The organism is Streptococcus sp. KHUD_010, assembly GCF_040207525.1.
GTDB classification, from domain to species: Bacteria; Bacillota; Bacilli; order Lactobacillales; family Streptococcaceae; genus Streptococcus; species Streptococcus hominis.
On record NZ_CP157941.1, the window covers coordinates 1626360 to 1639610 of the forward strand.

General features: G+C 41.0%; 12 protein-coding genes, 1 rRNA gene and 1 pseudogene. 4 read left to right on the forward strand and 10 right to left on the reverse strand.

Translation table 11 applies throughout. The features are described 5' to 3' along the window. Nucleotides 1–28 precede the first annotated feature (28 nt). Together ABKA15_RS07985 and ABKA15_RS07990 are read right to left on the reverse strand one after the other, a co-directional pair. Nucleotides 29–1584 (reverse strand): 16S ribosomal RNA (locus ABKA15_RS07985). A gap of 237 nt (nt 1585–1821) precedes the next feature. Beyond that, the gene (locus ABKA15_RS07990; protein ID WP_049514563.1) at nt 1822–2295 is read right to left on the reverse strand and encodes a sigma-70 family RNA polymerase sigma factor; all 474 of its coding nucleotides are present in this window, start codon (nt 2293–2295) and stop codon (nt 1822–1824) included. A gap of 234 nt (nt 2296–2529) precedes the next feature. Between ABKA15_RS07990 and ABKA15_RS07995 the strand changes: the two are divergent. After that, a pseudogene (locus ABKA15_RS07995) lies at nt 2530–3771 on the forward strand (IS3 family transposase). A 70-nt stretch (nt 3772–3841) separates the two neighbouring features. Here ABKA15_RS07995 and nusB read toward each other — a convergent pair. From nusB to ABKA15_RS08015, 4 genes are all read right to left on the reverse strand, one after another. Further along, complete coding sequence (gene nusB, locus ABKA15_RS08000) at nt 3842–4267, reverse strand: transcription antitermination factor NusB (RefSeq protein WP_049513881.1); 426 nt, start codon at nt 4265–4267, stop codon at nt 3842–3844. After that, a complete protein-coding gene (locus tag ABKA15_RS08005) occupies nt 4260–4649 on the reverse strand; it encodes an Asp23/Gls24 family envelope stress response protein (RefSeq protein WP_003037725.1) in 390 nt (129 codons plus the stop codon). The genes nusB and ABKA15_RS08005 overlap by 8 nt, the downstream gene beginning before the upstream one ends. Before the next feature lie 115 nt (nt 4650–4764). Next, on the reverse strand, nt 4765–5325 hold the full coding sequence (gene efp, locus ABKA15_RS08010; protein ID WP_003037772.1) for an elongation factor P: 561 nt from the start codon (nt 5323–5325) through the stop codon (nt 4765–4767). 58 nt (nt 5326–5383) lie between these two features. Continuing rightward, nucleotides 5384–6445 carry a Xaa-Pro peptidase family protein gene (locus tag ABKA15_RS08015; protein ID WP_049513877.1) on the reverse strand — a complete coding sequence of 354 codons (1062 nt, stop codon included), beginning with the start codon at nt 6443–6445 and terminating at the stop codon, nt 5384–5386. Between the two features lie 147 nt (nt 6446–6592). Between ABKA15_RS08015 and ABKA15_RS08020 the strand changes: the two genes are divergently transcribed. Beyond that, nucleotides 6593–7348, forward strand: coding sequence for a hypothetical protein (locus ABKA15_RS08020; protein WP_049513876.1), 756 nt, complete (start codon nt 6593–6595; stop codon nt 7346–7348). A gap of 37 nt (nt 7349–7385) precedes the next feature. On the opposite strand, the gene uvrA is transcribed toward ABKA15_RS08020, so the two are convergent. Beyond that, nucleotides 7386–10211 carry an excinuclease ABC subunit UvrA gene (uvrA, locus tag ABKA15_RS08025; RefSeq protein WP_049513874.1) on the reverse strand — a complete coding sequence of 942 codons (2826 nt, stop codon included), beginning with the start codon at nt 10209–10211 and terminating at the stop codon, nt 7386–7388. 122 nt (nt 10212–10333) lie between these two features. On the opposite strand from uvrA, the gene ABKA15_RS08030 reads away from it, so the two are divergent. Together ABKA15_RS08030 and ABKA15_RS08035 are read left to right on the forward strand one after the other, a co-directional pair. Next, entirely contained in the window at nt 10334–11278 is a 945-nt protein-coding gene (locus tag ABKA15_RS08030) for a magnesium transporter CorA family protein (protein ID WP_049513873.1), read from the forward strand. Between the two features lie 15 nt (nt 11279–11293). Continuing rightward, complete coding sequence (locus ABKA15_RS08035; RefSeq protein WP_049513871.1) at nt 11294–11971, forward strand: DUF1129 family protein; 678 nt, start codon at nt 11294–11296, stop codon at nt 11969–11971. 181 nt (nt 11972–12152) lie between these two features. On the opposite strand, the gene rpsR is transcribed toward ABKA15_RS08035, so the two are convergent. Genes rpsR through rpsF form a run of 3 tightly spaced genes read right to left on the reverse strand, consistent with a single transcriptional unit; the run spans nt 12153 to nt 13222 of the window. Beyond that, on the reverse strand, nt 12153–12392 hold the full coding sequence (rpsR, locus tag ABKA15_RS08040) for a 30S ribosomal protein S18 (RefSeq protein ID WP_000068664.1): 240 nt from the start codon (nt 12390–12392) through the stop codon (nt 12153–12155). Between the two features lie 36 nt (nt 12393–12428). Beyond that, complete coding sequence (locus tag ABKA15_RS08045) at nt 12429–12920, reverse strand: single-stranded DNA-binding protein (RefSeq protein WP_106388308.1); 492 nt, start codon at nt 12918–12920, stop codon at nt 12429–12431. 11 nt (nt 12921–12931) lie between these two features. Then, nucleotides 12932–13222 carry a 30S ribosomal protein S6 gene (rpsF, locus tag ABKA15_RS08050; protein WP_003026325.1) on the reverse strand — a complete coding sequence of 97 codons (291 nt, stop codon included), beginning with the start codon at nt 13220–13222 and terminating at the stop codon, nt 12932–12934. Nucleotides 13223–13251: the final 29 nt, after the last annotated feature.

Below are 13251 nucleotides of genomic sequence, written 5' to 3' on the forward strand. Positions count from 1 at the left end.
AACTCAATGGCTTCCGTTTTTTCCTTAGAAAGGAGGTGATCCAGCCGCACCTTCCGATACGGCTACCTTGTTACGACTTCACCCCAATCATCTATCCCACCTTAGGCGGCTGGCTCCTTACGGTTACCTCACCGACTTCGGGTGTTACAAACTCTCGTGGTGTGACGGGCGGTGTGTACAAGGCCCGGGAACGTATTCACCGCGGCGTGCTGATCCGCGATTACTAGCGATTCCGACTTCATGTAGGCGAGTTGCAGCCTACAATCCGAACTGAGACTGGCTTTCAGAGATTAGCTTGCCGTCACCGGCTTGCGACTCGTTGTACCAGCCATTGTAGCACGTGTGTAGCCCAGGTCATAAGGGGCATGATGATTTGACGTCATCCCCACCTTCCTCCGGTTTATTACCGGCAGTCTCGCTAGAGTGCCCAACTCAATGATGGCAACTAACAATAAGGGTTGCGCTCGTTGCGGGACTTAACCCAACATCTCACGACACGAGCTGACGACAACCATGCACCACCTGTCACCTCTGCCCCGAAGGGAAACTCTATCTCTAGAGCGGTCAGAGGGATGTCAAGACCTGGTAAGGTTCTTCGCGTTGCTTCGAATTAAACCACATGCTCCACCGCTTGTGCGGGCCCCCGTCAATTCCTTTGAGTTTCAACCTTGCGGTCGTACTCCCCAGGCGGAGTGCTTAATGCGTTAGCTGCGGCACTGAGCCCCGGAAAGGACCCAACACCTAGCACTCATCGTTTACGGCGTGGACTACCAGGGTATCTAATCCTGTTCGCTCCCCACGCTTTCGAGCCTCAGCGTCAGTGACAGACCAGAGAGCCGCTTTCGCCACCGGTGTTCCTCCATATATCTACGCATTTCACCGCTACACATGGAATTCCACTCTCCCCTTCTGCACTCAAGTTAAACAGTTTCCAAAGCCTACAATGGTTGAGCCACTGCCTTTCACTTCAGACTTTTCTAACCGCCTGCGCTCGCTTTACGCCCAATAAATCCGGACAACGCTCGGGACCTACGTATTACCGCGGCTGCTGGCACGTAGTTAGCCGTCCCTTTCTGGTTAAGTACCGTCACAGTATGAACTTTCCATTCTCACACTCGTTCTTCCTTAACAACAGAGCTTTACGATCCGAAAACCTTCTTCACTCACGCGGCGTTGCTCGGTCAGGGTTCCCCCCATTGCCGAAGATTCCCTACTGCTGCCTCCCGTAGGAGTCTGGGCCGTGTCTCAGTCCCAGTGTGGCCGATCACCCTCTCAGGTCGGCTATGTATCGTTGCCTAGGTAGGCCATTACCCTACCTACTAGCTAATACAACGCAGGTCCATCTACTAGCGATGCAATTGCATCTTTCAAGCATCTAACATGTGTTACATACTGTTATGCGGTATTAGCTATCGTTTCCAATAGTTATCCCCCTCTAATAGGCAGGTTACCTACGCGTTACTCACCCGTTCGCAACTCACAGCCTATGGTGTAGCAAGCTACGGTATAGGCTGTGCGTCCTACTTGCATGTATTAGGCACGCCGCCAGCGTTCGTCCTGAGCCAGGATCAAACTCTCATATAAAGTTTGAGTTCTCACTCATTTCTGTCACTGACAGATTTATTGTTTCTTCTTAATGTTTGACGGACTGTCTTTAAACAGTCGCCTGCACATTGGTTCGTCTTGTTCAGTTTTCAAAGGTCTTTGTCGCCACTCAAGCGACAACTATCTTAGTATATCACCTCCTTCTCTTCTTGTCAATACCTTTTTTATCTTTTTTTATTTTTTGTGACCTTTGAAAAAGAAAAGTCCTGACTTATCTTAAGCGCTATAGTCCTTTAAGTAGGCTCTTAATTCTCGAATCATGGCTTGGCGGCCTTTGAAACGTTCATCAGCTAGTAAGCGCTCGTACTGCTCTTGTTTCTCTGGACTCAGTTGAGCTTGATAGCTCTTTAGCTGGTCTCGGAGAATCACCAATTCATCCAGATACAACTCTTTCAGGCTGAGCTTGTGACCAATCTCGCTCACTTCTTCATAAGCTTGACGATCGAGTTTGCGTTTTTGGCTTTCCTGTTTACGGAGGATGTCCAGGATATGATTGCGGAACTTGGTCTTATAGTAAACATAGAGCTGACTTTCTGTCTCTACCAGCTGCGGATAGCGACTTACCAACTGATAGAGTACTAACATGCCCTCTTGGTCCCAATCGCTTAATTCCCACAGGTGGACATAATATTCCCGACGGCACTTTAATACAATCCCCCTTACCTTCCCATACAACTCCTTGAACTCCATTTCCTTCTCCTTCCTTGCTCTTACCTTTTAAGGATAGCATGAAGGAGAAACCTTTGGTTTTCTTCTATCTATTCTACTCTTTTTGGTTTCTATTTCGTACTTCTTAATACACCTATCTATCTCTTCAGGCACTTTTACATGCTGTTCAGCGGGTAAAATTGAAAAAGAGAGAACGAAGTTAAACTGCACCCCAAAAGTTAGACAGAAAAAATCTAACTTTTGGGGTGTTTTATTATGAAATTGAGTTATGAAGATAAAGTTCAAATCTATGAACTAAGAAAACAAGGACAAAGCTTCAAACAGCTTTCAAAAAGATTTGGTGTGAATGTTTCTGGTCTAAAGTACATGGTGAAATTAATTGACCATTATGGAATAGAAATTGTCAAGAAAGGTAAGAATTGTTACTATTCTCCAGAACTAAAACAAGAAATGATGGATAAAGTTCTACTGGAAGGGTGTTCACAAAGAAGTGTATCTCTAGATTATGCCCTTCCAAACCAAGGAATGCTTCCGAATTGGCTGGCGCAATGCAAGAAAAACGGGTATACTATTGTTGAGAAAATAAGAGGGGGAGCAGCTAAAATGGGACGTAAACGGAAGAAGACTTGAGAAGAAATGACAGAACTAGAGCGACTTCAGGAAGAGAATGAACGTTTACGTACAGAGGTGGCCTACCTAAAAAAGTTAAAAGAATTAGAGGAAAGGGACGAAGCCCTAGAGCGAGAAAGGCAGAGACATTTAGAGAAGTGGTTTCAGAAGGATTTCGACTAGATTTACTTCTTGAAACGGCACATTTAGCTCACTCAACTTACTACTATCACTTAAAACAGCTAGATCAACCAGATAAGAATCAAGAACTTAAAGTTGAAATTCAGTCCATTTAGAATGAACATAAAGGTAACTATGGCTATTGTCGAATCCATTTAGAATTAAGGAATCGTGGTTATACGGTCAATCACAAAAAGGTTCAACGGCTGATGAAAGTCCTTGGTTTGGCGGCTCGAATTCGTTGAAAACGGAAGTATTCTTCCTACCAAAGAGAGATTGGCAAGAAAGCAGAGAATCTCATTCAACGTCAGTTTTAGAGGGTTTTAATAGTGAAATCATTGCTTATAATCTCTCTACTTCACCGAATTTGGAACAAGTGAAAACCATGTTGGAGAAAGCTTTTACAGATAAGAGACATGAGAATACGATCCTCCATAGTGATCAAGGATGGCAATACCAACACACTTCTTATCATCGGTTCCTAGAGAGTAAGGGCATTCAACCCTCCATGTCACGAAAGGGCAATAGCCCTGACAACGGTATGATGGAGTCCTTCTTTGGCATTCTTAAGTCTGAGATGTTTTACGGATATGAGAAGACCTTGAGCAAGCTATTGTGAACTACATTGATTACTACAACAACAAACGAATTAAGGGCAAACTAAAAGGACTTAGTCCGGTGCAATACAGAACTAAATCCTTTCAATAATTATTTGTACAACTTTTTGGGGGTCAGTACAAGTTCGTCCTCTCAATCTATATTCATTTCTTCTTAAAATTTATTCTATAACAAATTTACTTAAAATGCCATTGATAAACTTGCTCGATTTTTCATCTGAGAATTTTTTAGATAGCTCAATTGCTTCATTGATTGCGACTAGTTGAGGTGTATCAAACTCTGTCATCTCAAACAATCCCAAGCGAAGAATATTTTTTTCTACCAATGTAAGACGTTCCAAAGTCCAACCTTCTTTTAGGTACTGGCTAAGCTTGTCATCCAACTCGTTTTTAGACTGTTCAACACCCGTAACAAGGTTCAATAAAAAGGCTGGAATTTCCACATCAGCATCGTTTGTCATATCTTTATCATAGAGATATGCAAAACGACACGCTTCTACAATGTCTTTTTCATATTCCAAACTCATTAATGCTTGAAATGCACGTTCACGTAGTTCTCTTCTTGCTTCCAGTTGTACATCAGTCATTGAGGAAATCCTCATCAAACAAATCTTTTAAATCTGGTTTCGGTGTTTTTTCAGGCACAATGCCCGCTACATGGATGTTCACTGCGGATAATTCAACTTCTGCCATATCAGAAACAGCACTTTTAACAGCTTTTTGAATAGCAACAGCTACTGCTGGAACCCCTACACCGTATTCTAAGTATAAATAAATGTCAACAGTTACTTCACCATCACTAGCGGTATGAAGATAGACGCCACGTCCTAAAGAACGTTTTGCAAGGCTGTCAGACATGCTTTTATTTGCGAAAGAGTAAACACCGTCCACTTTAGCCGTTGCAATGGCAATAATTTTTTCTAAGACACGCGGTGCGATAACGATTTCGCCTAATTGTTCAGTTGCCATAACTTGTCCTTTCTTAAGACACAAAGACATTCAAGGAAAGGAGTCTGCACAATATTTGTCAGGCTCTCAGTCTGAATTTGATAGTAATTTAAGAACTTCTAGTTCTTAGCATAAATTATGCACGAGAAATGTAAGTTCCTTCTTGCGTATTGATAATCAATTTTTGTCCCACTTCGATAAAGTCCGGTACGTTTACTACGAGACCCGTTTCAAGAGTAGCTGGCTTACCAGAACCTGTTACCGTTGCTCCTTTAATAGAAGGTTGTGTATCTGTTACGACTAATTCTACAGTCGTTGGAACTGTAACACCGATAACTTCGCTTCCGTAAAATTGAATTTTCACTTCTGAATTTTCAAGAATAAATTTCAATTCTTGCTCTACATTTGCTACTGGGATTTCATATTGTTCAAATGACTCTGTATCCATGAAATAAGCTGTGTCATCCATTTGGTACAAGTATTGTGCTGGGCGCGTTTCAATAATTGCTTGTTCAAATTTTTCTTCAGGGCGGTAAGTTGTGTCAAAAGTTGAACCTGTGCGTACATCCCGTAATTTCATACGCATAACAGTATTCCCTTTACCTGGTTTATGGTGGCTTGCTTCAAGGACACGAATCAATTTTCCGTCCGTTGTTTCAAACGTCATACCAGCTTTCAGCTTACTTGCTTCAATCATTATTATTACCTCTTTTAAAATAGATTTCTCTTTATTTTATCATAAACATTGACAATTCTCAAATAACAATTAACTCTTTTGGCGCAAGCGTTAAAAGCTCACAACCTGTGTCTGTGATAAGAATGTCATCTTCGATCCGCACGCCGTATTTTCCGTCCAAATAAATGCCTGGCTCATCTGTTAAGACCATACCTGCTTCAATCGGCTCAGAGGATTTACCAAAATAAGGGATTTCATGAATATCAAGACCAATCCCATGCCCAATCCCGTGCGTGAAATATTGTCCGTAACCTGCATCGTTAATCACTTTGCGCGGTACTTGATCAAACTCAATACGACTCATACCAGCTTTCGCCACTTCAATCATAGCTTGGTTGCTCCGTAATACAATATCGTAAATCTCACGCTCCTCATCCGTCACATGACCGACATGAATAGTTCGCGTCATATCGCTGACGTAATGCTTGTAGTAGCAACCAAAATCCATGGTCAACGTCTCACCAGTCTGGATTACCTTCTCACTGGCAACCCCATGCGGCATGGCAGAGCGGTAACCTGATGCAATAATAAAGTCAAAAGAGGCTCCTGACGCGCCAAGTTGCCGCATGCGAGCATCTAAAAAGTTCATAACTGCCAACTCAGTTGTCTCACCTGGTTTGATAAAGTCTAATACATCTAGAAAGGCTTGATCGGAAATTTGACAAGCTTTTCGAATCGTATCAATTTCTCCTTCATCTTTGATCATGCGTAGATTTTCAATGAAGGCGGTCATTGCTGTCAGCTTGTAACCTAAAAAAAGATCTTCAAGAGTTTTGAAATAATGATAAGAAATTTCGTCATCAAATCCAATAGTTTCTATTTTATCATTTGCAATGATCTTCGCAATTTCTGACAAAGCATCACGCGTTTCGACAATATCAAAATCTTTTACCACGCCTTTGGCAATCAAGGTATAACGTGAGTCAGTCAGAAAAATTCGGCGATTGTCACTGATAAAAACAGTTGCTTCTGTTCCACTAAAACCCGTTAGATAGTAAATATTCTTCAGATTGGTTACTAAAACAGCATCACACTCTGTCTGTTTTAAGGCTACTTCAAATTTTTCAACTCTTGATAACATGAGAAAACCTCCGTAAAATGATTCAATTTATTATAGCAAAAAAATACCGAAAATAATACAATCTATATAGTTAGGACTAGATGAAATTGACATTTGAAAGCGCTAAATGTATAATTTTTGTTAAACAAGAAAGAATGAGGTAACGATATGAATAAAACAGAATTACTGTTACAAAGACTAGATGAGATTGGTCAGTCTCTAAAAGATTCGAAACAAGCACTAGCTTTGCTGGCACTTGGTTCTTGCGGAACAGAAAGAGAACGATTGGATCAGTACTCAGATTTAGACTTCTTTGTTATTGTAAAAGATGGCTACAAGCAGACCTATATCCAAGACCTAACCTGGTTAAGTAAGCTAGAACCAATTGCATTTCACTACCAAAATACAGTGGACGGACATAAAGTTCTATTTGAAGATGATGTTTTTTGTGAATTTGCTGTCTTTGAAGCTCATGAACTAGTAAACATTCCCTTCGCTGAAGGCAAGATTATCTGGAAGGAGGTCGGTTTTGATGAAACAATCTGTCAGCCACAAAGACTGCCATCAAAAGAAAACAGAGACCGTGAATGGCTGTTGGGAGAAATTTCATGTAATCTATATTTAGGGCTAGGTCGCTATCAGCGAGGCGAAAATTTAGCTGCTTATGATTTCATCCAAAACAGATCCGTCAAGCTTTGGACTGAACTAATCAGTTTGGAAACAACTTCTAAATCTAATTTTATAGATATCTTTAATACCAACAGACGATTTGAAGAAGGTTATCCAAAGGAAGCCAAGCAATTGCCTCACTTTTTGCAAGGTTACGAACGCATTTCTGAGTCTGCTCAAGCACTCCTAGAATATCTGGATAAACACTATTCTCTTAACCCATTTATAAAAGAAAAAATTCGTAATTTATTATAAAAAAGACTCTGCCTAAAAAAGCAGAGTCTTTTAAATCTTATTTTAACTTTCCTTTTAGATACTGGCCAGTATAGCTAGCAGAGTTTGCAGCTACTTCTTCCGGTGTACCAGTAGCAATAATAGTACCTCCGCCAATACCACCTTCTGGTCCAAGGTCAATAATGTGGTCTGCCATTTTAATCACGTCTAAATTATGTTCGATGACAAGAACAGTATTGCCGTCATCCACAAAACGAGCTAAAACTTTTAGGAGTTTAGCAATATCTTCTGTGTGAAGACCCGTTGTTGGCTCATCCAATATGTAGAAAGATTTCCCTGTGGAACGTTTGTGCAACTCAGAAGCCAGCTTCATGCGCTGTGCTTCCCCACCAGAAAGGGTTGTTGCAGGTTGTCCCAAAGTCACATAACCTAGCCCAACATCTTTAATCGTTTGTAATTTGCGCTCGATTTTCGGAATATGTTTGAAGAATTCGACTGCGTCATTGACCGTCATATCCAAAACTTGTGCGATATTCTTTTCCTTATAATGCACTTCCAAGGTTTCACTATTGTACCGTGTTCCATGGCAAACCTCACAAGGAACATAAACATCTGGTAAAAAGTGCATCTCAATCTTGATAATCCCATCCCCAGAGCAGGCCTCGCAGCGTCCCCCCTTCACATTGAAAGAGAAACGCCCTTTTTTATACCCACGAATCTTAGCTTCGTTGGTCTTAGCAAAGAGGTCGCGAATGTCATCAAAAACGCCAGTATACGTCGCTGGATTGGATCTTGGTGTTCGGCCAATCGGGCTCTGGTCAATATCAATCAAACGATCGATATGCTCAATGCCTGAAATCTTTTTAAATTTCCCCGGTTTATCTGAATTTCGATTGAGCTTTTGCGCAATCGCCTTTTTCAAAATCGAATTAACCAGAGTAGACTTGCCAGAGCCCGAAACGCCCGTCACGGCTATAAATTTTCCTAACGGGAAACGCGCTGTGATATTTTGTAAATTGTGCTCTTGCGCACCTGTGATTTCGATAAAGCGCCCATTTCCAACTCTACGCTTCAGAGGAACTTCAATCTTACGCTTGCCTGACAAGTATTGACCTGTAATGGATTTTTTGTTTTTCGCAACTTGTTCTGGAGTTCCTGCCGCAACAATTTCGCCACCGAAAACACCTGCTCCAGGTCCAACATCAATTAACCAATCAGCTTCACGCATGGTGTCCTCATCATGTTCAACAACAATCAGAGTATTACCCAAATCACGCATTTTCTTGAGACTGGCAATCAAGCGATCATTATCCCGCTGATGAAGGCCAATAGAGGGCTCATCCAAGATATAAAGAACACCACTGAGATTGGAACCAATTTGAGTGGCCAGGCGAATCCGCTGGCTCTCCCCACCCGACAATGTTCCCGCAGACCGAGACAGAGTTAAATAATTAAGTCCGACATTATGAAGAAAAGTCAAGCGATCGCGAATTTCTTTAATAATCGGTGTTGCAATGGCCACTTCGTTTTCAGTCAATGTCAGATGAGAAATCAATTCTAAATGATCTGCAATAGACAAATCAGATACTTGGCCAATATTAAGACCACCTTCACCCCCCACTTTAACAGACAAGGCTTGTGGATTCAATCGATAACCATGGCAGCTTGCACACGTCAGCTCATTCATATAAAGCCGCATCTGGGTACGGGTGAAATCACTATTGGTCTCATGGTAGCGACGGTTGATATTGGTCACGACGCCTTCAAAAGGAATGTCAATATCTCGCACACCACCAAATTCATTCTCATAATGGAAATGAAATTCTCGCCCTTCAGAGCCAAAGAAAATCAGCTGCCGCTCGTCTTCTGTCAGGTCCTCAAATGGCTTATCCATATCAATACCAAATTCCATCATTGCCTGCTCTAGCATTTGAGGATAGTAATTTGAAGAAATAGGATTCCACGGAGCTAAGGCGCCTTCCCGCAAGGTTTTACTACTGTCAGGAACCACCATATCCAAGTCCACTTCCAACTTCACACCCAGACCGTCACAATCAGGACAAGAGCCGAATGGTGCATTAAAAGAAAAGAGGCGAGGTTCCAACTCAGGTACCGTAAAGCCACAGACTGGACAAGCATAATGCTCGGAAAAGAGTAATTCCTTTCCATCCATCGTATCGATCACCACGTAACCGTCCGCAATTCTTAAGGCTGCTTCAATCGAATCAAACAACCGACTGCGTACACCGTCCTTAATAACAATTCGGTCCATCACTACTTCGATATCGTGTTTTTTCGTTTTAGAAAGCTCTGGAACTTCTGTGACATCATAAATATCTCCGTCCACGCGCACCCGAACATATCCATCTTTTTGAATTTTATCAAAGATTGTCTTGTGCTGTCCTTTTTTCTTACGTATAACTGGCGCTAGAATTTGTAATCTCTGACGTTCGGGTAATTCCAAAACTTGATTGACGATTTGTTCTACAGAAGAAGCTTTAATAGCTCCATGCCCATTGATACAATATGGAGTTCCCACACGCGCATAAAGCAAACGGAGGTAATCATTGATTTCTGTAGCTGTTCCGACTGTTGACCGCGGATTCTTGCTGGTCGTTTTTTGGTCAATGGAAATAGCAGGGCTAAGACCGTCAATTGAATCCACATCTGGTTTTTCCATATTGCCCAAAAATTGACGGGCATAGGCAGACAAACTTTCTACATAGCGCCGTTGTCCCTCTGCATAGAGAGTGTCAAAAGCGAGACTAGACTTGCCTGAACCAGACAAACCAGTCACGACAACCAGCTTGTCTCGCGGAATCGTGACATCAATATTTTTTAGATTATGAGCTCGCGCTCCATGAATGATAATTTTATCCTGCATTCTTACCACACTTTATTTTAAACTTCTTTCTATTATAACAAAATTTTCTGCAATCTTTTACCCAAAAACTCGGAAATTTATAGTATAATAGTACGGTGTGCAAATAACTGAAGGAGGAAAATATGAAACAAGTCTTTCTATCGACAACATCTGAATTTAAAGAAATTGATACGCTTGAGTCGGGGACTTGGATCAATTTAGTCAACCCTTCTCAAAGCGAGTCTACTGAAATTGCCAACGCTTTTGATATTGACATTACCGACTTGAGGGCGCCGCTCGATGCAGAAGAAATGTCTCGTGTCACCATCGAAGATGAGTACACCCTGATTATCGTGGATGTTCCAATTACAGAAGAACGAAATAATCAGACTTATTATGTGACTATTCCTCTAGGGATTATCATTACCGAAGAGGCGATTATTACCACCTGTTTGGAAAAGCTTCCTTTATTGGATATTTTTATCAATCGACGGCTGCGTAATTTCTATACTTTCATGCGTTCTCGCTTTATTTTCCAAATTCTTTATCGAAACGCCGAGCTGTATTTGACAGCGCTTCGTTCCATTGATCGTAAAAGCGAACAAATCGAAAGTCAACTGCACAAATCCACTCGCAATGAAGAATTGATTGAACTCATGGAGCTTGAAAAAACGATTGTCTATTTCAAAGCGTCCTTAAAAACCAATGAGCGTGTGATTAAAAAATTAACTAGCGCTACAAGCAATATTAAGAAATATTTAGAAGATGAGGACTTGCTGGAAGATACACTCATCGAGACCCAGCAGGCGATTGAGATGGCAGATATTTATGGAAATATCTTGCACAGCATGACCGATACATTTGCTTCTATCATTTCAAATAATCAAAACAACATCATGAAAGCTCTGGCTTTGGTGACGATTGTCATGTCCATTCCAACCATGATTTTTTCAGCCTATGGAATGAACTTCAAAAACAATGACTTACCACTCAACGGGGAACCGCACGCTTTTTGGATTATTATTTTTATCGCCTTTGCGATAAGTGTTTCCCTGACTGTTTACCTTATTCACAAAAAATTATTCTAATTAAAAGGAGATCTTATGACACAAGTTTCTTTGGATAAACTCAGTAAAAAGAATCAAGAATTCATCCGCATCGCAACCCATCAACTCATCAAAGACGGAAAGACAGACGACGAAATCAAAGTCTTGCTAGAGGAAATTATCCCAACCATTCTTGAAAATCAAGCAAAAGGCATCACCGCTCGCGGACTTTATGGAGCACCTACTGTTTGGGCAGCGAATTTTTCAGAAGCAAAACAAAAAGAAGCTCAAACTATCAAAGAAAATACCAATCCGTATCTCATGATTATGGATGCTTTCTTATTTGTCTTTAGTTTATTTACTATCTTAAATAGTAGTGTTAACTTATTCTCCAAAAATTCTAGCAATTATGGTATTGTGACGATTGTACTTGGTAGCGCGGTGGGGGCACTCGTATTTTACGGAATGTATTACTTTATTTACCGCTTTTATTATTCCGACCAAGACCAAAGTCAAAAGCCACCATTTTTCAAATCGCTTCTTATCATTTCAGCTGCTACGATATTATGGGCTATTGTTCTTTATGGAACAACCTTCCTATTGCCAGCTATTTTAAATCCAAAACTACCAAACTTATTTATCCTTGTGTTCGGTGGTGGAACGTTGGCACTGCGTTTCTATCTCAAAAAGAGATTCAATATCCGCAGTGCTTTAACCGCACCAAGACAACTTTAGTCATATTTTTATTTGAGCATCCGCTTTGTTTCAACAGGTTGATGTTTTGAATAAGATCTGATAAATATTTTTAGTAACCGTTTCAAACAATTTTGAGCATAAGAAAAGCAACCTATTTAGTTGCTGATTGAGTTTTAAAAAATGAGCATGATTTTATGAAATTCATGCTCATTTTTATATTTTAGTCTTCGTTTACGAAAGGCATCAAAGCCATTACGCGAGCGCGTTTGATAGCTGTTGTTACTTTACGTTGGTTTTTAGCTGAAGTTCCTGTTACACGACGAGGAAGGATTTTCCCACGTTCTGAAACGAAACGGCTAAGAAGCTCAGTATCTTTGTAATCAACATATTCAATCTTGTTTGCTGCGATGTAATCAACTTTTTTACGGCGTTTAAATCCGCCACGACGTTGTTGAGCCATGTTCTTTCTCCTTTATATCATTATTCTGTTTGTCCATTAAAATGGTAGATCGTCATCTGAGATGTCCATTGGATTGGTGTTCCCAAATGGATTTTCATCACGAGAAAAGTTGGGTACTTGGTTAACAGAAGTTGAGTTCCCAAAATTGGAAGATGAATTTCCGAAGTTATTAGAAGTATAGCTACCAGAAGATTGACCTTCACGGCTGGTACGGCTTTCTAACAGTTGGAAATTATCAGCTACCACTTCTGTCACATAGACACGTTGACCTTGCTGATTTTCGTAGTTACGTGTCTGAATCCGACCGGTAATTCCGATGAGGGCTCCTTTTTTAGCCCAATTTGCAAGATTTTCTGCCTGCTGACGCCAAATCACAACGTTGATAAAATCTGCTTCTCTCTCGCCACTTTGATTTTTAAAGTTGCGATTGACAGCAAGAGTAAATGTTGCGACCGCTTGATTTTGCGGAGTATAGCGAAGTTCGGCATCTCGGGTCATACGACCCACAAGTACAACGTTATTTATCATAGTAACCCTTCTTATGCGTCAAGTTTGACGATCATGTGACGAAGAATGTCAGCGTTGATTTTTGAAAGACGGTCAAATTCATTCAAAGCGACTGCGTCTTCAGCTTCAACGTTTACGATGTGGTAAAGTCCTTCACGGAAATCTTGGATTTCGTATGCAAGACGACGTTTTTCCCAGTCTTTTGATTCAACAACAGTTGCACCGTTGTCAGTCAAGATAGAGTCAAAGCGTGCTACCAAAGCGTTTTTTGCTTCTTCTTCAATGTTTGGACGAATAATATAAAGAATTTCGTATTTAGCCATTGATTTTTCCTCCTTTTGGTCTAATGACC